Below are 22,513 nucleotides of genomic sequence, written 5' to 3'. Positions count from 1 at the left end.
CCTAGATAATGATAATCATTATCACGATTCGGCGAGAAGCTAGTTTATTAAGCATCATTTGTTATTATACATCATTTAGGGGGATTAACCGAATGAACAAGATGAGAAAACCGCTCGTCATTATGCTGTCGCTGATGCTGATGCTTCTGGCGGCCGCTTGCGGCGCGAAGAGCGAACCGGCTAAGGACAATGCGGCACCGGCTGCAGGAGCGAGCCAGGACGCTTCCGGAGGCAGCAAGTCGATTAAGCATGCGCTCGGCACAACGGAGATTAAGGGGACGGCCAAGCGCGTCGTCGCGCTCGATTGGTCGTACGTCGAATTTTTACTGGCGGTAGGCGTGCAGCCTGCGGGCGTCGCCGACATTAAAGGCTACAAAACATGGGTGAACATTCCTACGCAGCTTGACGCGAGCGTCGTCGATGTAGGCGTACGCACGGAGCCGAGCCTGGAAGCCATTGCCGCGCTCAAGCCGGATCTGATCGTCGCGCCCGACTTCCGGATCAAATCGAGCTATGAGGCTTTGAGCAAAATTGCGCCGACGGTGGCGTTCAATCCGTATCCTGCCGAAGGAGCGGGTGACCAGTACGATGAGATGGAGAAAACGTTTTTGACCGTAGCGGATTTGGTCGGCAAAAAGGCCGAGGGCGAGAAAGTGATGAGCGATTTGCAGAAATCGTTCGACGAAGCCAAAGCCAAGCTGAAGGAGAAAGGCAAGGAAGGGGCGGAAATCGCCGTAACTCAAGCCTTCTCGCAGCAAAACGCCGCTGTGCTTCGCATGTTCACCGACAATTCGATGATCATCCAGATCATGAACCGGATCGGTCTGAAAAATGCTTTTAAATCGGCGAAGTTTGAGCCGAACGGCTTCGCAACGACCAGCGTCGAGGCGCTTCCTGCCGTGCAAAACGCGAATTTCATCTACATCGTGCAGGATAACGATAATATTTTCGAGAAGCAATTGAAGGATAATGCGGTGTGGAACGGACTGGCCTTCGTGAAGGAAAACCGTACGTACAAGCTGCCGGGCAACACATGGACGTTCGGCGGTCCGTTATCGGCTAAAACGATCGTCGACCTCCTGACGAACGCTCTAGCCAAATGACGGGCATGACGATGAACACCGTCACCGGCGATGCGGTCCGGTCTAAGGGATGGAAGAGTTTGTTCGTATTTGGGGGCGGCTTGGTTTTGCTGGCCGCCCTGCTGTTTGTCAGCTTGACCTACGGGGAAGCGGAGATTACGCTCGGGCAAGTGATCGGAGCGATCACGCATCCCGAGGATACCGCGGCTCATCATATGGTTCGCGGCATTCGTCTGCCGAGGGCGGTCATGGGCTTGCTCGCCGGAGCGGCGCTTGCCGTATGCGGCGCGCTGCTGCAGACGGTGACGCGCAACCCGCTTGCATCCGCATCGACCTTCGGCCTGAACTCGGGGGCATACTTCGTCATTATGGCGGCGGCGATATTTTTCCCGGCCCTGAAAGCCAGCGCGCCGCTGCTGCTTGGACTGGCGGGAGCTCTGGGCGCTGCGGCCATGACGTACTGGATCGCCGGAGGCAGGAGGAGCACGCCGGTGCGGATGGCCGTCGCCGGGATGATTGTGGGTCTTGTGCTTGCCGCGTTCACCAGCGCGCTGCAGCTGCTGTTTGAGACCCAGGCTTCGCAGCTGCTCGCTTGGGGAGCCGGATCGCTCGTGCAGAACGACTGGAGCGGCGTTCAGTATGCGTGGCCGTGGATTGCGATCGGCATCGCCTATGCGCTGATTTTCGCCCGCGCGTTCGATATGCTGGAGCTCGGGGAAGATACGGCCCGCTCGCTCGGGCAGAAGGTCGAGCTGACGCGCTTCTCCGGCATGGCGGCGGCCGTGCTGCTGGCCGGCGTCACCGTCAGCGTCGTCGGCCCGATCGGCTTCGTCGGGCTGATAGCGCCGCATCTGATGCGCCTGATGGGGCTGCGCCGCCATGTGACCTTGCTGCCGGCAAGCGCCTTATGGGGCGCGGTCATTCTGGTCGGCGCGGATACGATCGCCCGCATGTTCCGCAGCTCGCTCGGCGAGCTGCCGGCCGGGGCAGTTACGGCGGCGATCGGTGCGCCGTGGCTGATTTGGCTCGTCGTGAAAACGATGAAAGGAAGGCAGTCCCAGGAGGCCGGAGCGTCGATGAGCGTCGGAGCCATGGGTAAACGCATTCCTTACCCTGCGCTTGCTGCCGGCCTGTTGACGGTATTGATCGTTCTGATGATAGCCGGTCTGATGTCCGGAACGATGCGCTTGTCGGTCCATGAAGTATGGCTCGCCCTCATCGGGAGCGGCGAGGAATTTGCTCGGAACATCGTTGTCGACTTGCGGCTGCCGCGCATACTGGTTGCGGCATTCGCCGGCGGCGCGCTGGCGATAGCCGGATCGATGATGCAGGGAGCGCTGCGGAATCCGCTCGCCGACCCGTCCGTCCTAGGGGTGACTTCCGGGGCGGGCTGCGGAGCGCTGGCCGTGCTGGTGCTGTGGCCGCAGGCGCCTGCCGCAGCACTCCCGCTAGGGGCGATCGCGGGGGCTGCCGCCGCCGCGATATGCGTCTATGCGTTCACGTGGAAGAAAGGCTTTCATCCCGTCTCGTTAATTCTGGTTGGGATCGGTGTCTCCGCTATCGGAACGGCAGGCATTCAGTTTTTCGTCATCCGCTCCGGTATTGCCGCGGCTCCGGCTCTAGCCTGGCTTGCCGGCAGCACGTATGCCCGCGGTTATGACGAATGGCTGCGCTTGGCCGTTGCCATGGTGCTGCTGGCGCCGGTCGCCTGGTGGCTCGGCCGCAGAATCGATCTGCTGGCCTTCGGCGATCAAGTATCGCTCGGACTCGGGCTGAAGCTTCAGCGTACGCGGCTGATCGCAACCGTCATCGGCGTTGCGCTGGCTGCGACGGCGGCCTCAAGCGTCGGCGCCATCGGCTTTATCGGACTGCTTGCGCCGCATGCGGTCCGCCTGCTGGTCGGTCACCATCACCGCAGATCGGTCGTGCTCTCCGCGCTGTTCGGCGCCGTCTTGCTCGTCGCAGCCGACTTCATCGGCAAGACGGTCATCGCGCCGAAGGAAATTCCCGCTGGCATCATCGTCGCCTTGCTGGGGACGCCCTATCTGCTGATGCTGATGTACCGCAGCGCAGTGCGCAAATGATATTTTCACCGCGCTTCTCACGGCGCCGATCGTACGGATCGGTGCTTTTTTGCATTCATTAATAGATTCATGGTCAATTATAAGAAATGATGATCCCCTTTATAATAGGAATCTATCGATGTTGAAAGGGAAAAAATTACTTCCTTTGAACCTATCGACACCTTTTGCGAATCTATGTTATCATGTAATTCTTGATAAAGTGGTAACGTAGTAAAGCGAATGCAACAATACTTATGAAGCAAGGGTGGTTTATTTTTTATGAAACGTTTGGCAGCTATGGCTTTGGTCGTCACGGCGGCAATTTCCCTATTTACAGGATGCTCCGGCTCGAAGAGCGGCGGGGCTGAATCTACTAAACTGGTCATCGGCATCGACGACAAATTCGCTCCGCTGGGCTTCCGCGACGATAAGAACGAAATCGTCGGCTTCGATATCGATTATGCCAGATCCGCTGCCGAGAAGATGGGCAAGACGGCGGAATTTCAACCTATCGACTGGCAAACCAAAGAATCCGAGCTGAACAGCGGCCGGATCGATCTGATCTGGAACGGTTACACGATTACGGATGAGCGTAAAGGCAAAGTCTTGTTCACCAAGCCGTATTTGAAAAACGCGCAGGTGGTCGTCACTCTGGCCAAATCGAATTTGACCAAGCTCGACGATCTGACGGGTAAAGTCGTGGGGCTGCAATCTTTGTCCTCGGCGGCGGACGCATTGAACGACAATCCCGTAAAATCGAAGATCAAGACGGTAACCGAATATGCAGATAACGTGCTTGCCTTAAGCGATCTGAAGATCGGCCGCGTCGATGCGGTCGTCATTGACGAAGTGGTGATCGACTACTATATGTCCAAAGAAAAGGGTACTTTCAAGCTGCTGGACGAGTCTCTTGCGCCGGAAGAATACGGGGTTGGAGTGAAGAAGGGAAATGAAGCGCTGCTGCAAAAGCTGCAAAAGGCGCTGGACGATATGAACCAAGACGGCACCGCCGCCAAAATTTCCGAGAAGTGGTTCGGCGAAAATAAAGTTCTGAAATAACGAATCGAATATGGATCAGGCGAACCGGATTTCTTCTATGGGAAATCCCGTTTTGCTTTTGGAGGAATAAGTGTATGTCCGCAGATATCATGACCTCTATGGTCATCCCGATGCTCAAGGGAGCCCGAATGACGGTCCTCTTGTTTATCATTGCAATTATCGTGTCGGTCCCGCTCGGCTTTGTGATTACTTTGGCTGTCAAAAGCGGCAGCAGAGCGTTGTCGGGGCTGGCTCACGCTTATATTTATGTCATGCGAGGCACGCCTTTATTGCTGCAGCTGCTCGTGATCTGCTTCGGGCTGCCTATGATTCCCGGCGTCGGCGAATATTTGGTCCTGGACCGGTTTACGGCTGCCTGCCTGGGCTTCATTCTGAACTATGCGGCGTATTTCGCCGAGATTTTCCGCGGGGGCTTGCTGGCTATCGACAAAGGCCAATACGAGGCCTCTCAGGTGCTCGGCTTCAGCAAGCGGCAGACGATGACGCGCATCATCATGCCCCAAATGTTCCGTGTCGTGCTGCCGGCGGTATCCAACGAGTCGATTACCCTCATTAAAGATACGGCTCTCTTGTATGCCGTGGCCGTTCCGGAGCTGCTGCATTTTGCGCAGACGGCGGTAAACCGCGATTTTACGATCGTGCCGTTCTTTATCGCCGGGGTCATTTATTTGATCATGACGCTCTTGTTAACCTTGCTGTTCAAATGGCTGGAACGCAGATTTAAATTTGAATAAAAGGACTGGCTAACGTGGCTATTATTGAAGTTTCGAACCTCAGCAAATCATACGGCACTTTGGATGTGCTGAAGAATATGACCTTCCATGTGGAAAAAGGAGACGTCGTGGCCGTCATCGGCCCTTCCGGCTCCGGGAAGAGCACGATGCTGCGCAGTCTCGTCCATCTGGAGACCATTGACGGGGGCGGCATCAGCGTGGACGGCGAAGCTCTCGTGAAGGACGGAGTGTATTCCAAGCCGCAGGAGATAAAGCGGATCACCTCCAAGATGGGCATGGTGTTCCAGCACTTCAACCTGTTTCCGCATCTGACGGTAAAACAAAACCTCGAGTTGGCCCCGAAAATCGTCAAAGGGGAGTCGTCCGCCGATATTGCGCGGCGCAGCGCCGAGCTGCTGGACAAAGTAGGCTTGGCAAGCCGCGCGTCGGAATATCCGGCGAGATTGTCGGGAGGGCAGAAGCAGCGCGTCGCCATCGCCCGGGCGCTGATGATGAACCCCGAGATTTTGCTGTTCGACGAGCCTACGTCGGCGCTGGACCCCGAACTTACGGGGGAAGTGCTGCAGGTGATGAAGCGTCTTGCCGAAGAGCATATGACGATGATGGTCGTCACTCACGAAATGGGCTTTGCGCGTGAAGTGGCGAGCCGGGTGATGTTTATGGACAAAGGAGAAATCGTGGAAGCCGGTCATCCGGAGCCGTTGTTCACGAACCCTCAACACGAACGGACGAGAGCTTTCTTGAACATCAGTTTGAAATAGCAGCGGAAGCAATGGTGGCAGCGCGGCGTCGATGGCGGCGATGAAGCCGGGGTTGGCGCAATAGTTCGACATAGGCTGACGATAGAGGAGAGCATCCGTAAGGATGCTCTTTTTGCGTTCTCCTATGGTATAGTGGACATAAGGAGTAAGCGGCAGACTTGGAAAAGCTCATACAAGGAAAGGAAGAGGCGTTAGCATGAGCCGGTATACAGAATCGGGGAAGAAGAAGATTCCCCCTTATTTCGAATCGCATACTCAGACCGTGACGCTCGGTATGGGCTGCTTCTGGAGTCCGGAGGCGCTCTTCGGACATTTGCCGGGCGTCGTGAGCACCCGCGTCGGCTATGCCGGCGGAACGACGGACCAGCCGACCTACCGGCAGATGGGCGATCATTCGGAAACGGTCGAGGTCGATTTCAGCCCTGCACTTATATCGCTGGAAGACTTGCTGGAACTGTTCTGGAACCATCATAACCCGGTCAATATCAATGATTATAAAGGACGCCAGTACCGTTCGCTTGTGCTTTGCCGCGATAAGGAGCAGGAAGCGGCCGCGCTGCGCGTTGCGGCGGTCAGGAAGGAGCGGGGAATGGCCGAACCGGATACCGAGCTGGCGCCGCTCAGGGAATTTTACCCCGCGGAAGACAGGCACCAGAAATATTATTTGAAGCGGTTTCCCGATGCGATGGATAAGCTCGGCACTTTGTATACGCCGCAGGAGCTTCAGCAATCGACCTTGGCGGCCCGCTTGAACGGATTGGCCAAGGGATATACGAACCTGGCGCGAATTAAGGAGGAAATAGCCGGATGGCCGGCAGCGGCGGAGCATCGGGCGGCTATGACGGAGCTGATCGGCCGGATACGCTGGTAGCCGGAGACGACGGCCGACAAAGAGTTGGAACAGCGAGTGGAAACGCCGCTCGACCGCAGGTCACGACTGAAACGCCACATTTCTTAAAGCCGCCGAACAGTTTGTAGCGAGGAGGAAGCAGATCATGATCGATGAATCCGTATCCGTTCCGTTGTGGGGCAATATTATTTCATCCATGCATAACAGCGTCATCGTCGTCAACTCGGATAACGAGATCGCACTGATGAACGAAGCGGCGCAAAAGCTGCTTAATGTAGGGAGCGATGATTGGAAGGGACAGCCTATCAAGAAGCTGATTCCCCATTCCCGGATGCATGAAGTGCTGGACGGGGGAGAGAGCTCGATCGGCGGGGAGATGGTGATCGGCGGACGCGTCTGCATGGTCAACCGAACGCCGCTCTTCGAGAACGGCAGCAGAGTCGGCGCGATTGCGGTTATCCAAGATTTATCGGAGATGCATCATTACCGCAAGCTGCTGAAGCAGATGGAGTCGATTATCGAGTTTTCTACCGACGGCTTGTATGTGGTGGACAAGGAAGGCGTTACGATGCAGGTGAATACCGCCTACGAGGAAATTACCGGCTTCCGGCGCGAAGAATTGATCGGCCGCCGGATGGCGGATTTGATGTCGGAAGGCTACTTCGATCAATCGGTGTCCTTGCTCGTGCTCGAAAGAAAGCGGCGCATCTCCATCATTCAGCGGATCGGGGGCAAGAAGGACGTCATCGTAACCGGCAATCCGGTGTTCGACGAGCAGGGGAATCTGGAGATGATCGTCACCAGCGTGCGCGATATTACGCATTTGAACGAGCTGCGCAAGGAGCTGGAGAAAGCGCATACGTTCTCGCGCATCCAGAATAACCGGTATACGCTGAAAAGCGGCGAGACCGAGCAGCATATCGTGTTCCGCAGCCCCCAGATCAAGAAGGTGTACGAGCAAATCTCGCAGGTGGCCCCGTATCCGACCAGCATTTTGTTATACGGCCCTTCCGGCACGGGGAAAGAAGTGATGGCCAATCTGATCCACGATCTGAGCGACCGGCGGGAGAAGCCTTTTATCAAAATTAATTGCGGCGCGATCCCCGAGCAGCTGCTCGAATCGGAGCTGTTCGGTTATGAAGCGGGAGCGTTCACGGGGGCAAGCCGCAACGGCAAGATCGGTTTGCTGGAGCTGGCCGATCAGGGCACGGTCATGCTCGACGAGATAGCGGAAATTCCGCTGTCGCTGCAGGTGAAGCTGCTGCGGGTGCTGCAGGAGAGGCAAATTCAGCGATTGGGAGGCACCAAGCCGAGACCGCTGAATATTCGGATCGTCGCCGCGACGAATCAGGATTTGCGGCAGCTGATTCGTGGCGGCAAGTTTCGGGAGGACCTGTATTACCGGCTGGCCGTCGTGGAAATTTCGATTCCGCCGCTGGCGGAGCGGCGGGAAGATATCGTGCCGCTGCTGGATCATTATTTTCACTATTTTTGCCGGCAGTACCGGATCGACAAGCAGATCGCGGAGGAGACGAAGCGAATTCTGGAGGGGTATCATTGGCCCGGCAATGTGCGGGAGCTGCGCAACCTGATCGAGAACATGATCGTGTCGGTGCCTTCGAATATGATTGAGCCCGCGCATCTGCCGCTTCACATTCATGACCAGAGCCGGATCGATACGGCTTCGACCTTGAAGGAGAAGGTAAAGCAATTTGAGCGGAGAATGATCGGCGAAGCGCTGGACAAGTACGGCTCGCTGCGGAAAGCGGCGGAGCATCTCGGGATCGATCATTCGACCTTGGTGAAAAAATTGCAGCGATGGGATAACGGCCAGTAAGCCGGTGGCCGAAGGCGGTGAATTTCTTCCGAGGGTGGTGAAATAATTCATCACTCTCTTCGTCGTATGCGGCGAGGCAGGAGCATGTCAGGAGGCGCTGGGCTGATTCGCAGGTACCCGGCTCGAAAGATTGCCGGAGGTCTTATGGATCATGGCGCATCCATCCAATACGGTGAATTAATTCACCGATCTATCAGATGCCGCTTCCCGCCAAAGCGGCTCAAACGGCTGATGCAGAAGCCTGGTGAAAAAAAAGCGGAGGGGCCATTTGAATCTGGAAAAGCGTAAGCGTTCGCCTTTGAAAGCGGATTCTCTCCACATAAAAACGAAAAAATGATCCAAAGAAATCCGATTTCAACAGCGATTGGGGGATCAAATGGACGCCCCAGCGGACTTTTTCACCACCCTTTTAGAGGTTGGCACGTTTTTTGCTTATACATTATTGTAAGGAACAACAAAGGAGGAACGACCATTGGAAGCGATAACAAAAGGGATATTCGTCAACGGCAGATGGGAGGTGAAGCCGCGCAGCTATCCTTTGCATGCTCCTTACGACGGAAGGCTGCTGGCCCATATCAGCAAAGCGGACGCCGCCGATGTGGAGACGGCGATAGCGGGGCGCACCGCGCCTTCGGGGAGATGCGGAAGATGCCTGCTCATCAGCGCGCCGACATTTTGTTCAAGGTCGTACGGCAGCTTGAGGAGCGGAAGGAAGAGGCGGCGCGGCTGCTGGCGCTGGAGGCGGGCAAACCGATTCGCACGGCAAGAGCGGAAATCGGCCGCACGATTGCGACCTATCAATTTGCCGCGGAAGAGGCTAAGCGCATCTACGGCGAGACGATTCCGATGGATGCGGCTCCCGGAGGGGAAGACCGGCTTGGCTTCACTTGGCGCGAACCGATCGGCACGGTGGTGGCGATCTGCCCGTTCAACTTCCCGTTTAACCTGGTGGCTCATAAGCTGGGCCCGGCCATTGCCGCAGGCAATACGGTCGTGCTCAAGCCGGCGGAGCAGACGCCGCTCAGCTCGCTGTTCATTGCGGAGCTGTTCCAGAAGGCCGGGCTGCCGGACGGCGCGCTGCAGGTCGTTACAGGAAGCGGGCGGGAGCTCGGCGACGCGCTCGTGCTGGACGAGAGGGTCAAGAAAATTACGTTTACCGGCAGCTCGGAGGTCGGCAAGCAGATCAAGGCCAAAGCGGGGCTGCGCAAAGTAACGCTGGAGCTTGGCTCCAACTCCGGCCTGATCGTCGAGCCGGATGTACCAGTCGAGACGATCGTTCCGCGATGCGTGGAAGGCGCCTTCGCTTTTGCCGGACAGGTGTGCATCTCGCTGCAGCGCATTTATGTTCATGAATCGATCTACGCCGAATTTGCGGAGCAGTTCATCCGGCGGACCGGACAGCTTCGGATCGGAGATCCGCTGGACGAGCAAACCGATCTGAGCGCGATGATTCATGAGCGCGAGCTGGCCCGCATCGACGAATGGGTGCAGGATGCGGTACGGGCCGGGGCGAGCATCGGGTGCGGCGGCCGCCGGGAGCAGTCGGTCTACTTGCCGACGGTCATGCTGGATGTGAAGCCGGATATGGCGGTGTCCTGCAAGGAAGTGTTCGCTCCGGTCGTATCGATCGTGCCGTACCGCGAGCTGAGCGAGGCTATCGCGATGGTCAACGATTCCGTATACGGGCTCAACGTAGGCATATACACCCGCAACCTGACGAACGCATTCCAAGCGGCCCGCGACATTCAAGCCGGCGGCGTAATCATTAACGACATTCCGACGTTCCGGGTCGATCATATGCCGTACGGCGGCGTCAAGGAAAGCGGCTACGGACGCGAAGGCATCAAGTATGCGGTGCAGGAGATGACCGAATTAAAGTTCGTTACGATGAAAACCACATTATAGGAGGAAATGAACATGTCGAATATTATTAAAGCCCGCCCTAAGCTGTACGTTATGGATAACGGCCGTATGAGCATGGATAAAAACTGGATGATTGCAATGCACAACCCGGCTACGATCAACAATCCGAATGCGCCGACGCAGTTCGTGGAATTTCCGATCTATACGGTATTGATCGATCATCCCGAAGGGAAAATTTTGTTCGACACGTCCTGCAACCCGAATTCGATGGGGATCGAAGGGCGCTGGGCCGAATCGACCCAGCAGACGTTCCCGTGGGTGGCGAGCGAGGAATGCTATTTGCATAACCGGTTGGAGCAGCTGAATGTAAGACCCGAGGACATCAAGTACGTCATCGCCTCCCATTTGCATCTGGATCATGCCGGGTGCTTGGAGATGTTCACGAACGCTACGATTATCGTCCATGAGGATGAGTTGAACGGCACGCTGCAAACGTACGCCCGCAACGAAAAAGAAGGCGCTTATATTTGGGCGGACATCGACGCCTGGATCAAAAACCATCTGCAGTGGAAAACGGTCAAACGCAGCGAGGACAATCTGGAGCTGGCCGAGGGCATCAAAGTCGTTAACTTCGGCAGCGGCCATGCCTGGGGCATGTTGGGCCTGCATATCGAAATGCCGGAAACGGGCGGGATCATCCTCGCTTCCGACGCCATCTATACGGCGGAAAGCTACGGCCCTCCGGTCAAGCCGCCGGGCATTATATACGATTCCCTCGGTTACCGGAACGCGGTGGAGAAAATCCGTACGCTGGCAACGCGAACGAATTCCCAGGTATGGTTCGGCCACGATGCCGATCAGTTCAAACAATTCCGCAAATCCACCGAAGGATACTACGAATAAGAATAAGGAGGCTTTCATCATGACCGTGTCCAAATTGGTCTGCACGCCGGTCAGCTATGTGGGCTGGGGCGCCTTGGAGCAGCTGTGGCCTGAAGCGGCCAAGTTCGATCCGTCGCGGATTTTGCTGGTAACCGATGCGTTTCTTGAGAAAATGGGAATGATCGATCCGATTGCCGCCCGGCTGAGGCAGGAAGGCTGCGACGTGCAAATTTACACCGATGTCGTTCCCGAGCCGCCTCTCGAAATCGGGGAAAAGCTCGTCGCCTACACCCGCGAAGGAAAATTCGATCTGGTAATCGGCATCGGAGGAGGCAGCGCGATGGACCTGGCGAAGCTGGCCGCAGCGCTGGGCACCCATGAAGGCTCGGTTGCCGATTATTTGAATCTGACCGGAACGAAAAAGCTGGAGCATAAAGGACTGCCGAAAATACTCATTCCGACTACCTCGGGCACCGGCTCGGAAGTCACGAACATCTCCGTGCTGTCTCTGGAGACGACGAAGGACGTGGTCACGCACGACTATTTAATGGCCGACGTGGCGATCGTCGACCCGCAGCTGACCCTCTCGGTTCCGCCGCGCGTAACGGCCGCAACCGGAGTGGATGCGCTTACGCACGCTATCGAAGCTTACGTCTCGGTGAATGCGAGTCCGACGACCGACGGCCTGGCGCTGCAGGCGATCCGTCTCATCAGCCGTTCGCTCCGCCGGGCCGTAGCCGACGGGCAGGACAGGCAGGCGAGGACGGATATGAGCTACGGCAGCAATATGGCCGGAATCGCTTTCTTCAATGCGGGGGTTGCCGGCGTGCACGCGCTCGCTTACCCGCTCGGCGGACAGTTCCATATATCGCATGGGGAATCGAACGCCGTGCTGCTGCCTTACGTCATGGGATATATCCGCAGCAGCTGCACGAAGCGGATGGCCGACATTTTGCAAGCGATGGGCGGCTATGCCAGCTACATGTCCGAAGAGGAAGCTTCCCGCAAATGCGTCGAGGAGCTGGAGCGGCTCGTTAAGGACGTAGGAATTCCGAGCACGCTGCAGGGCTTCAACATTCCGCAAAGCGCGATAGACAGCTTGACGGAGGACGGCGTTCAGCAGAAGCGACTGCTGGCGCGCAGCCCGCTGCCGCTTCATAAGGAGGACATCCGCGCCATTTACCAGTCGGCGTTCGACGGAGCGGTTCCGCAAAGCTAAGCATAACCGGCGGGGGCTGGTACGACGACGATTTATCGGATTTAAACCAACGTCCTAATGGATCAAATCAAAGAAGCCTTTCGGCGCCGCAGCGGGAGCGGAGCCGGAAAGGCTTCTTTTCTTGCCGTTTCCTCCGGTTTATTTGAGCTGGACGATCGTTTGCAGCTGTTTGCCGTTCGGCGCTTCAATGACGACGGTGAAGCCCGCCATGTCGCCGTCTCCGGTATAAGCAAGAACGCCTGTATGCGGATCGACGCTGACGGTATCGTTGCCGTCGGCCGTTTTATACACGATGTCTTTTACGTAGAACATAAGGTTCAACGCTTTCACATGCGTCGCCATAGCGTCATTCTTATAGGCCGAGCCGTATTGGTCGATGACGGAGACTTCGCCCATGAGCGAGTAATCCCATATTTTCTTGCCGGTCAGCTTGGCGTAGCTAGTTTCGGCATAGGCTTTCGGCACCGACGTTTTGGCGATGTCCAGCGGCTGCTCGCTCGTCTTCATATCCAGGCGGGCCGTCTTGGAGCCGCCGGCGGTACGGAAGATGGTGGTGATCGTCGCCGAGCCTTCTTTATCGCCGATTACGAAATATTTGTAATTCGGCACGGCCGGCGTTCCCGAATTGACATAGACGGCACTAGCTACCGACGGATTGGAGGACGTGATGGCTCCTGCCGCGCTGTTCAGCCAATAGGAAGGAAGCTGTACGGCTTGTCCGCCTTTTTTGGCGGAAAGCACGACTTCCTTGGCCAGCTTGATCCGGTCCTGGGCTACGCCATAAGCGCTGACGGTCACGGTAGCGTCGTCGATCCGTTTTTCGCGGTAAGCGTCAACCGCTGCAAACAGCGTATTGTTGACGGCCGTATCCAGTTTGACGTCATACGCGATATCGGATTGGGTGCCGTCGATGACTTCGACGGTCCGGGTGAGGCGGGCCAATTCCTCGACCTTGGAAGAGCCCTTGTCGTTCTCGACTTTGACGAGCGTCAGCGTAAGCTGGTACGTGCCCGTTTTGTTGGCGTCGGCTCTGAAGGTCAGTTTGCTGTTGTAAATATTGCCGATGTTGAGGCCGTACGTATTGCCGGCTTCCGGCTGCTGGAACGTCTCGTCGATCAGCTCGCGCTCCCGTTCGCCGTCCGGGGACGGGTTGCTTTTGCGAAGGGCGTCCAGCGCGGTTTTCAGCGGCCCGGCCGTCGGATAAAAGGCGCCGTTATCTGCAGGCTTGCCGGTATTCGTAAAGCTGGCGTGAAGCTTGTACTCGGCATCCTTGCGCACCTTGGTCGCATCGGTATCGTCCGCGAGGGCGGCGATATACTCGTTGCTGGCGTCGCGAATCAAGTCGCCGTACTGATCCTTGATCAGGACGACGAGGCTTTCCTCGGCATCCTGCACGTAGATGGGCGCCAGGTCGGTCTTCAGCATGAACTGGGCGGGATAACGTTCCTTTTGCACGTTTAAGTTCAGAGTAGCTTGCTTATCCGTGCCTTGCAGCCGAACCGTCACGGTTCCGCTGCCCTCCTTCAAGCCGCTGATGATGAGCTTGCCTTGCGAGTCGAGCCGCACGTCCGCGCCGCTGCCGAACGTATCGTACACGTCCAGCTGATCGGCTCCCAGAGCGATCTCGTTGGAGGTTAACGCTGCGCCTTGATCGTCCTTCACGATGAGAGGAAGCACGACGTTCTTATCGCCGACGGCGACTGTCTTGCTGAAATCGGCGAATTGCACCGAGAAAGGCGATTTGACGACGGATAAGGCCAGCTTCTTCGTCACCGACTGGCTGGAGCCGAGAGCATAGAGCGTAATTTCCGATTCTCTGGCTTGGTCCGCGTCGATGCCGCCGCCGATCTTCAGCTCGGGAAAGCCGTCTCCGTCTTCGTCAAACCAAGGGTTGTCTTCGATCGTCAGGATGGAGCTGTCTTTGGCGGTCACATGGACCCCGCTCGGGGTGTTCAGCCCGTAGGCTTTGCCGTCCTTATCGGTTTCGTCGACGGCCATGACCGGTATGCCGTACTGGTCGAAAGCGCGGATTTGCAAATAAGCCGACGAACCTGAGATCAGCTTCTGGACGGAGCCCGGGAACCGTATTTCGCCCGCTTCAATGCGGGTGACGAGAGGGAGGTCTCCGACCGTGAACGTTTTTTGGGCGGACAAGCCGGTGCCGGAGTGAAGAATGCTGACGGCAACGCGGTCGTTGGTTTCTTGATCCGTCAGATCGAGCTTGATCGCCTGTTCGCCGGGCACGGCGGTATAAGAAGTCCGCCCCGTGTTAATCTCGAATTGGCCGGAAGAGAAGGAAGCGGCTTCCCCGTATTGGTTCAGGGCGCGAAACGCCACATACGCATTGCGTGCACGCGGCAGCGTATCGCCCGCCGTCGCAAAATCGATGGAGACGAGCTTCTCCTGTTCAACGGCAGCTTCGGCTGTCGTCTTGCCTGCGTCCGCCGGGTCAAGTCCCTTCAGCTCGACGGAATAATTTCCGGCCGGGAGCGGCGCATTGAATACGATGTCCGCGCCTTGTCCGTTGTCTTGAACCGTCGCTTTTCCTTCTACCGGCGTTCCGGAACGCTTCACCACGAAGGAAATCTTATCCGGCTCTGCGGGCCGAGTCCATTGCGCATGCAGCTTTTTGGCTCCGGTAGCCTTAAATTCTGTAATCGACAGCGGACCCGAGTTCGCGGCTGCGAGGGCGGCGAGCTTATCGTCCGCGGCGGCAAGCGACAAGGTGAGCGCTTCCCGTGTTGCCACCCCGGTATAGTCAGGATAGGGGCCGAGCAGCTTCTCTTGCAAGGCTGTGGCGACATAGCCCGCCGCCCACTCGGAAGTTGGGCCTACGGCGGAGGCGTCCGCTTCGGCCGCAGGCATCAAGCCGAGACCGCGAACCAGGGTGGCTGCGAGCTGCTCCAGGGTTACCTTGCCTTCGGGATCGAACGTCCGGTCGCTCGTGCCTTCCATCATTTTGGCGGCCGTGACCGCTTCGATGTATCCCTGCTGTTGAGCCCAATGACCTCCGGTATCCGTGTAGGACAGGGGGCCGGTTTTCGGCTGCAGCTTTAAGAGGCGGACAAGCACGGCGGCAAATTCGGCCCGCGTCATAGGACGGTCGAGTCCTGCGGAGCCGTCTTCGTAGCCTTCAAGCACCCCTTTTTGCTTTAGCGTCTCGAATGCTTTCGCCGCGTCCGGCCGTTCGACAGAGCGGGCAGAGTCGGCCCATCCGAGAGTAGGGGCGGCGAGCATAGCCGTCATAGTGAGGCTGAGTACAGCTGCAGATAAGTGATGCGTTCGTATTCGCATGAAACATTCCTCCTGAATCATCGTCGATGTATGCGTGTATATAATTGATAGAGATAATCATTATCATTATAAAAAGGGCATGACGAAGTCAGCCCATGCAGCGCGGAACCGTATTTAAGACATACGGCCCCGGGTGAGCCTGCTTCTTTTTTCAGTTATAGGCGGCGCAAGCCGCAGTGCATCAGTTGGACAGTTTGTCTACGGCTGCCTTCAGGAACTGGAATTTACTCCAGGAAGCGCCGCCTTGCGCCAGAGGGTCGACGACATTGACGAATACCTTGTTGTTTTTGGCTGCATTCGTGCTTTTCCAGAGCGGGTTGTTCTGAATCTCTTCGAGCACTTTAGGCTTGTCTTTGTTCTCGTCTTCAGAGAACTGCACGAAGATTGCGTCGGGATTCATCGCGCTGAATTGCTCCATCGAGATCGTCTGCTGCGCTTTGGCCGCTTTAATTTCGTCCGGAACGGCAAATCCCAGCTCGCTGTACAGCGTCGGATTAAAGAATACATCCGCAGGATAAATATTGAGGGAGTTGCTGCGAACTCGCACCGTGACGACCTTTTTATCCTTCCATTTGTCGCCCAGCTTAGCCTTGGCCGCCGCAACGTCCTCTTTATACTGCTTCAGCACCTCTTCGGCTTTTGCTTCCTTGCCGGTTAACTTGCCCAGCAGGCGCAAATTTTCTTCCCAGTTTGTCGCAATATGGGAGACGGGGATCGTCGTAGCGATCTTGGACAATTTCTCTCCTACGTCGGCAGGGAATTTGGTCGAGCTGAGGATGACGTCGGGCTTCAGCTTAAGAATCGTCTCCATATTCGGCTGCATTTTTTCGCCGATCGATTGCGTCGAGCCCGTAATCGGCTTGAACATATCCGGGAACTTGCCGCCGGTAGTAATGGCTCCCGTCGGCTGCACTCCCAGCACGAGCGCGTCTTCCATAGCCTCCAGCGCGCCTGTGATGACGATGGAGCCGCTAGGCGCATTGACCGTGTAGGATGTGCCCAAGTAACTGATCGATTGCTTGCTTGGCGAAGCTGTCTTCTCCTGCGCTGCGCTTCCTTGCGTCTGCTGGCCCGCTCCGGAATCTCCAGCCGCAGGCGCAGGGCTCTTGCCGCATGCGGTTAACGCCAGCACGAGTGCGGCGATGCAGAACGTTCGTAGTCCTTTTCTCATTTTCGTATGTTCTCCCCTTATGCTATTGATAATCATTCTCAACGTTCATTATAGAGGAACGCTTAGTCCGCCACCATATACGAAATCCTGATTTAGGATGGACGATTTCCGGTTAACAGAAAGAGCGTTTCATCAATTTTTTAAACAGATCGACAAAATACTTAGGGCTTATATCGGCTAGACGTGTCAGTTGTTCGATGGAAAGATTGTGCTGGTAGTGGGTTTTCATATAGTCCCTGGCCCGTTCGAGGGCCGACAGCGAATCCTCTTCCGTTCGGCCGCTCGCTTTCATCGTCGTATACAGCAATTCCTGGAACAGCATTTGCGCCCGGAACCGTTCCAGCCGATCCGCGCTTTGCCAGAGCGAATGAATCGTTTGGCACAGCGCAGCGGAGCCCGCCGCCGATGAGAAAGGAATTTCTCCTCTGCCCAGCAGCAGCGAATCGCCCGGCTCTACCCGCAAAACCTCACCGCTCGCGGGATCGGGCCGATAGACGTCGAAGCGCAGCAGGAACAGCCCGAGCCCTTCGGCCGGGTCCGCCGAGGCCCCGTAAGTTTCTCCCGGAGGAACCGCATACACGCGATCCTGGCGCAGCAGGCAGGAGCGATTGCCTATGAGCAGCCGGCCTTGTCCGGACGCGACGGCGACGAGGACCTGCGATTCCGTAAATCGCGGCTCCATCTCCCACCCGCCGGCGCCTTTGACCGGCTCGATTTCCTTAAGCATGATCATGAACTCTTCCTTCTTCTCCTCATGAGTTAGCGGAGGCTCGATGGATTGTCGGGCGTACATGCGGCTTCACCTTCCTTATAATATAGCGGGTTTATCCAATCTGCGATAATGATTCTCATTCGCGTTTTAGTAGTATAGCAACTGGCTTTGCGATTGACAATAAGTAGTTTGCCAAAGAAAAGGGGATATCAGGTTATCAAACTTTATTTTTCCAGAAAGAAGAGAGCTTATGACGGAAGAAGGACATTTATTGTAAAAATGTATGCAGATGCTTGTCCTGCCTCGAATTATACGCTATGGTAATAGTACCTAAACAATTTCTGAACAAACCCGAAAAGCACCTAACAAGATGCTCCGGGGCTGCCGATACAAATATAAAACCGGTTATGCGTGGAGTGGTGATACAGCGATGAAAGCCATGTTGGTTGACGATGAGAACCTCGCTTTGCTGCAGCTTCGCAAGATGCTGAAGGAGATCGACGGCATAGAAGTGACCGGCGCCTATCAAGATGCTATGGCAGCGATTGAAGCGGCCAAGGCGGATGCGCCGGATGTCGTATTCTTGGATATTCATATGCCGGAAATCTACGGTCTCAAGGCGGCGGAGATGCTGCAGGAGATTTGTCCTGACATCGAGATCGTATTCGTCACCGCTTATGACGATTACGCCGTTCAGGCATTTGAATTAAATGCCCTCGATTATGTGCTGAAGCCCGTGCGGCGGGAGCGTCTGACAAGAACGGTGCAGAGACTGCTCCAGCACGCGGGAGATCACCCCAAAGCGCCGCCGGCCAGCCGCGTCGCGCTGATCCGGTGCTTGCAGACGATGCAAATCGAGCTGCCGGGACTCGGTCCGGAGACGGTCAAATGGCGCACTTCCAAAGCGCAGGAGCTGTTCGCTTACCTGCTGCACCATCGCGGCCAGCTCGTCCGCAAAGGGGCGCTGCTCGACTTGCTGTGGCCCGATTTCGATATTCCCAAGGCGACGACGCATCTGTATACAACGATCTATCAGGTTCGGCAGGATTTGAAGCGGATGGGCGTAAATATCGAGATACGAAGCTTGAGCATCAAGGAAAGCTATGTTCTGGATGCGAGCAGGGTGCGTATCGATGCCGACGAATGGGAGCAGGAGCTGCGGCGGCTGGAGCCGCTGTCTGCGGCTAATGTTTATGAGCATCAGCGGGTGATGGATCTGTATGCGGGAGATTATATGGCCGATAACGACTACTTGTGGGCCGAAAACGAACGGCAGCGTCTCCGAATGCTCTGGCTGCAGCACGCCCAGCGGCTCGGCGACTATTACGTTCAGCATGAGCGGCCGAGCGAGGCTATTGCAGTTTTTTTGCGAATGCAGCAGCAGTATCCTTACTATGAAGGCAGTTATTTGGCGCTAATGAAGCTTCATGCCTGGTTTAAGGACCGCGCAGGGGTAGAAGAGCAGCACAGGCTGTTAAGCCTTGTTCTGGAGGAACTGGACGTCGCTCCGAATGAGAGCATTTCGCAGTGGTACACGGAATGGAAGTCGCAGAGCGCCCAGCTGTAAGAAGACGTTTCCGCAGGCGCTGTCGCTTTCAGAGGCGAACGCTATCGCTTTTCCAGATTCAAAATGGCCCCTCCGCTCGTTTTTCACCTCATTTCTAGTTATCACCGTAAAGTACAAGCAGCTTTCCCTGCGGGGGAGGCTGCTTTTTTATTGCGATTTGTTCCGGTTGTTCATTTTTTGTTCAGACCGATCTGATTGAATATATAATAGACGGAGTTTCATTGCGGGCGGAGAGCGGATTGGAGTTTGGGTTCAGAACGACGGCTGACGGAAGCGGATGGAACCGAAAGAGAGACAGGGAGTGACGGTATGGTTGGTGGAGCTCCTGACCGGCAGGATAGCGTGCAGACCGCGGTATATATGGAGATATTAAAGAAGAAGATCAAGAACGGACGGATGTTCCAAGTGTTTCGAAGCCAAGTCGGATTCATGCGCAGGCTGACGGCCGGAGAGACGGAAGAAGTGCGGAATACGTTTATCGCGGAGGGGATAGCGCTTTTTCGCGAAGCATGCCGCGCCGTGCTGAAATGCAGCTTATGTCAGGAGGAGTTTCAGTTCAGACATTGCCGGAATCCGGGGAAGGCGGGCGGAACCGTTCATGCGGTCGAGCTCGCCTGCGCCTGCTGCGGCGACGTGTTTACGCTGGCCGAGGACCGGGAGCGCATAACGTATTTTAACAGCTTTGTAATGAAAAAGGTGGATTCGCTTAGAGACAGAAGCGACAGGCTTGCCGTTAAAGTATGCATGGGCGGCCTCAGCGAGCCGGCTTTGCTGTGCGTATACCAAGATGACCGGCGTCCGGTCTTGTGGATCGACGTGCAGCAATTTCGGCGGCCTGACGCCGTTCAGCCGTATTGGACCCAAGCCAGCGACATTGTTGAACGGCTGGAACTGGACCGGGGAGATTAAACCGTCGGGGGAGCGGTCCCGGGGCGGCGGCCCGTCCGTACCCCAAACAAGCATCGGCTTCGACAGCCGATGCTTGTTTGCTTTGCTTGTAGATGCAGATGACCAACCGGAACCGGCCGCTCCCCGGCAAACCGCCGTTACGCTTGGAAAATCCGGTCGATCGCTCCGATTTCCTCCGGCGTCAGCTTAACTTCCAGCGCTTTTAAGTTGTTGATCACCTGTTCGGGGCGCTTCGCTCCGGGAATGAGGGCGTCGATGGAAGGGCGGGTCAAGTACCAGGCCAGAACGACGTGGGCGACCTCCGCCTGCTTAGCGGCGGCGATCTCGCGGACCTGCTCTACCTTGCCGAGATTGCGCAGGAACGCTTCGCCCTGGAACAGCGGATTTTTGGCCCGGCCGTCCTGAAAGGTCGAATCTTTGGTGTAGGCGCCGCCCAAAAGCCCGGAAGCCAGCGGGAAGTAAGGCACGAAAGAGATGTTCTGCTCCTCCGTATAAGGGAGGATCGCCTCCTCGACGCCGCGGCGCAGCAAGTTATATTCGGATTGCAGCACATCGACGTATCCGTCCTTGTTGGCTTCCTTCAATTGGTCGATGGAAAAGTTGGAGACGCCGATTGCGCGGATGAGCCCTTCGGCCTTCAGCTTATGCAGCGCTCCCACCGCTTCATCCTTAGGAGTGCTCTCATCCGGAAAGTGTATGTAAAATAAATCGATGTAATCGGTTTGCAGCCGCTTCAAGCTGGCATGAACCGACTCGACGAGGAAGGCGGGGGAATTATCCTTCAATGTTTGCCCGTCGACGAATTTATGCGCCGCTTTCGTCGCGATGACGGTGCCGCTGCGGCGGCCCGTTTCCTTCAGCACTTCCCCGATCAGCTCCTCGGAGCGTTCCGGGCCGTAAATGAACGCGGTGTCGATAAAATTAATGCCATGCGCCAGCGCCGTCCGGACGACGTCTTTTCCAATCTCGTCGCTCAGATTGGGAAACAGATTATGCCCGCCGACAGCATTGGCTCCAAGCCCGATACGATTCACATACAAATCCGTCTTGCCGATACGCGTTTGTTCCATGAATGAGTCATCTCCTTAAGATATGGCTGGATTATGGCTTGCCCTCTTATTATAAATCTAAACCGATCCGAATGGTATGCAAAAAACACGGCCCTCCAGAAGGAGAGCCGCGCTCTTTTCAGGTGCGCCCGCATGGGCGATAACTAGGCGGTGAAAGTCCACTACAGGCTAGGTAGTAGGAACTGTTAGCTGAAGGCAAGGGTGTCGGCCGCGAGGCCGAATCTGAAGGAAGCCGGAGGCAAACCCTCGGTCTGACGAACAGAAATCACATAGAAGCGAACCCCGAGTTTCGCGCCGCTAAGGGCTGCAATCAGTCCGCTGCGACCGTCTTGTCGGTAATTTCCTGCCAGATTTCATCGCGAATCCGATCGACGATTCTGAAATCGATGGATTGAATATAAATCTGCTCCAGCTTGTCGCGCAGCGCCTTGCCCTGCGCCAGAAACTGCATCGCTTCGCTCATCTTGGCGGAGTACCGCTGCTTGATGCCGCTTAGCGCTTCTGCGTGTTCCTCGTCGGTGCCGGGCTTGATGCAGTGGGCGTACATATCGATCACCGAGTCGCCTGCGCGTTCGGGGAAATATTCGTGGGGCGCAGTGCTATCGAAGATCGCGAAGCCGAGCTCCCGCACAATGACCATATCGAGGCTGTTCGGATCGAAGCCGCAGTGATAGATTTCGACATCGAAGCCGCGCTGGGTGGCTGCTGCTGCCAGCTTCTTCAGCATCGTCGACTTGCCGGAGCCGGGCCGGCCTTTAACGAAATAACGTTTGGCCAAGCCTTCGGTCAGATTAGGAACGAAATCGACGGCCCCTTTGGGCGTAGCCGCTCCCAGAAACCGGTGGTCGATCCGGCTTTCCTTGTCCAGCTTCAGGTCCCGGAACAAAATATCCGTATACTCGTTTGTCAGCTCGTCGGCGGCTTGAAAATCCATATTATCGACATATATTTTTTCCCATTCGTCGTGAATCCGCAGCGCTTCTGCGAAGCAGGCATAAGCGGATTCGTACGTTTGCGCGATGCGGCCGTTCAGCTCGGCGATGTCTTCCCTGCGCCCGCTGAGCTGCCGCGCATCCCATGCCGTGCCGAGATTGACATATTGCTCTACCGCTCCGGGCAGCCGCGGCTCGATAACATGCGGAGCCGTGCCGTCGACGATGCCCAGCTTCAGCTCGGGAACGACGACGCCGTCCAGGGAATTGTTGTCGGAGGCGCAGTGAATGAACCAAATATCGTAGCCGCCGGCGGCCAGCTCGCTGCCGATGGAACGGATCAAGGTCGATTTGCCGGTGCCAGGTCCCCCCTTAAGAATGTAGACGCGATCCAATCCTTGCAGCGAGGACTCGAACAAATTGGCGAAGCCGCGGGCCGTATTGCCGCCTGCATAGAAATTCGTAATGGTCCCGGACATAAGAACACACCTTTCTGTGACGGATGATC

General features: G+C 56.5%; 16 protein-coding genes and 1 pseudogene. 12 read left to right on the top strand and 5 right to left on the bottom strand.

Annotated elements, in window-relative coordinates:
• The first annotated feature begins 92 nt into the window (after positions 1–92).
• The 10 genes and pseudogenes from SK3146_RS17295 to SK3146_RS17250 all read left to right on the top strand — a co-directional run bounded on the left by SK3146_RS17295 (position 93) and on the right by SK3146_RS17250 (position 12,350).
• On the top strand, positions 93–1,103 hold the full coding sequence (locus tag SK3146_RS17295) for an ABC transporter substrate-binding protein (protein ID WP_249860016.1): 1,011 nt from the start codon (positions 93–95) through the stop codon (positions 1,101–1,103).
• Complete coding sequence (locus SK3146_RS17290; protein ID WP_283942764.1) at positions 1,100–3,166, top strand: iron ABC transporter permease; 2,067 nt, start codon at positions 1,100–1,102, stop codon at positions 3,164–3,166. The genes SK3146_RS17295 and SK3146_RS17290 overlap by 4 nt, the downstream gene beginning before the upstream one ends.
• Before the next feature lie 258 nt (positions 3,167–3,424).
• A complete protein-coding gene (locus SK3146_RS17285; RefSeq protein WP_249860015.1) occupies positions 3,425–4,204 on the top strand; it encodes an amino acid ABC transporter substrate-binding protein in 780 nt (259 codons plus the stop codon).
• 74 nt (positions 4,205–4,278) lie between these two features.
• Positions 4,279–4,938: an amino acid ABC transporter permease gene (locus SK3146_RS17280; RefSeq protein ID WP_249860014.1), complete on the top strand. Its 660-nt coding sequence runs from the start codon at positions 4,279–4,281 to the stop codon at positions 4,936–4,938.
• Between the two features lie 14 nt (positions 4,939–4,952).
• Positions 4,953–5,699 (top strand): amino acid ABC transporter ATP-binding protein, encoded by a 747-nt coding sequence (locus tag SK3146_RS17275; RefSeq protein ID WP_283942763.1) that lies wholly within the window; start codon positions 4,953–4,955, stop codon positions 5,697–5,699.
• Between the two features lie 196 nt (positions 5,700–5,895).
• A complete protein-coding gene (gene msrA / locus SK3146_RS17270; protein WP_249860013.1) occupies positions 5,896–6,570 on the top strand; it encodes a peptide-methionine (S)-S-oxide reductase MsrA in 675 nt (224 codons plus the stop codon).
• 124 nt (positions 6,571–6,694) lie between these two features.
• Entirely contained in the window at positions 6,695–8,386 is a 1,692-nt protein-coding gene (locus tag SK3146_RS17265) for a sigma 54-interacting transcriptional regulator (protein WP_249860012.1), read from the top strand.
• Between the two features lie 472 nt (positions 8,387–8,858).
• Positions 8,859–10,291, top strand: a pseudogene (locus SK3146_RS17260) (aldehyde dehydrogenase family protein).
• Between the two features lie 12 nt (positions 10,292–10,303).
• Positions 10,304–11,152: an AhlS family quorum-quenching N-acyl homoserine lactonase gene (gene ahlS / locus SK3146_RS17255; RefSeq protein WP_249860011.1), complete on the top strand. Its 849-nt coding sequence runs from the start codon at positions 10,304–10,306 to the stop codon at positions 11,150–11,152.
• Between the two features lie 19 nt (positions 11,153–11,171).
• Complete coding sequence (locus SK3146_RS17250) at positions 11,172–12,350, top strand: iron-containing alcohol dehydrogenase (protein WP_249860010.1); 1,179 nt, start codon at positions 11,172–11,174, stop codon at positions 12,348–12,350.
• Between the two features lie 138 nt (positions 12,351–12,488).
• On the opposite strand, the gene SK3146_RS17245 is transcribed toward SK3146_RS17250, so the two are convergent.
• The 3 genes from SK3146_RS17245 to SK3146_RS17235 form a co-directional block, all read right to left on the bottom strand.
• A complete protein-coding gene (locus SK3146_RS17245; protein ID WP_249860009.1) occupies positions 12,489–15,644 on the bottom strand; it encodes an S-layer homology domain-containing protein in 3,156 nt (1,051 codons plus the stop codon).
• A gap of 181 nt (positions 15,645–15,825) precedes the next feature.
• On the bottom strand, positions 15,826–16,815 hold the full coding sequence (locus SK3146_RS17240; protein WP_249860008.1) for an ABC transporter substrate-binding protein: 990 nt from the start codon (positions 16,813–16,815) through the stop codon (positions 15,826–15,828).
• A 112-nt stretch (positions 16,816–16,927) separates the two neighbouring features.
• The gene (locus SK3146_RS17235; RefSeq protein WP_249860007.1) at positions 16,928–17,608 is read right to left on the bottom strand and encodes an AraC family transcriptional regulator; all 681 of its coding nucleotides are present in this window, start codon (positions 17,606–17,608) and stop codon (positions 16,928–16,930) included.
• 349 nt (positions 17,609–17,957) lie between these two features.
• Here SK3146_RS17235 and SK3146_RS17230 point away from each other — a divergent pair, with 349 nt between their 5' ends.
• Together SK3146_RS17230 and SK3146_RS17225 are read left to right on the top strand one after the other, a co-directional pair.
• On the top strand, positions 17,958–19,094 hold the full coding sequence (locus tag SK3146_RS17230; protein ID WP_249860006.1) for a response regulator: 1,137 nt from the start codon (positions 17,958–17,960) through the stop codon (positions 19,092–19,094).
• 360 nt (positions 19,095–19,454) lie between these two features.
• A complete protein-coding gene (locus SK3146_RS17225; RefSeq protein ID WP_249860005.1) occupies positions 19,455–20,003 on the top strand; it encodes a hypothetical protein in 549 nt (182 codons plus the stop codon).
• 137 nt (positions 20,004–20,140) lie between these two features.
• On the opposite strand, the gene SK3146_RS17220 is transcribed toward SK3146_RS17225, so the two are convergent.
• Positions 20,141–21,073, bottom strand: a complete 933-nt coding sequence (locus tag SK3146_RS17220; protein ID WP_249860004.1) for an aldo/keto reductase — start codon at positions 21,071–21,073, stop codon at positions 20,141–20,143.
• Between the two features lie 310 nt (positions 21,074–21,383).
• On the bottom strand, positions 21,384–22,484 hold the full coding sequence (locus SK3146_RS17215) for a PRK06851 family protein (RefSeq protein ID WP_249860003.1): 1,101 nt from the start codon (positions 22,482–22,484) through the stop codon (positions 21,384–21,386).
• Between the last annotated feature and the right edge of the window lie 29 nt (positions 22,485–22,513).

Origin of the sequence: Paenibacillus konkukensis (assembly GCF_023523925.1) — a bacterium.
Lineage (GTDB): Bacteria > Bacillota > Bacilli > Paenibacillales > NBRC-103111 > Paenibacillus_S > Paenibacillus_S doosanensis.
This window is presented reverse-complemented; position numbering and strand designations above follow the sequence as displayed.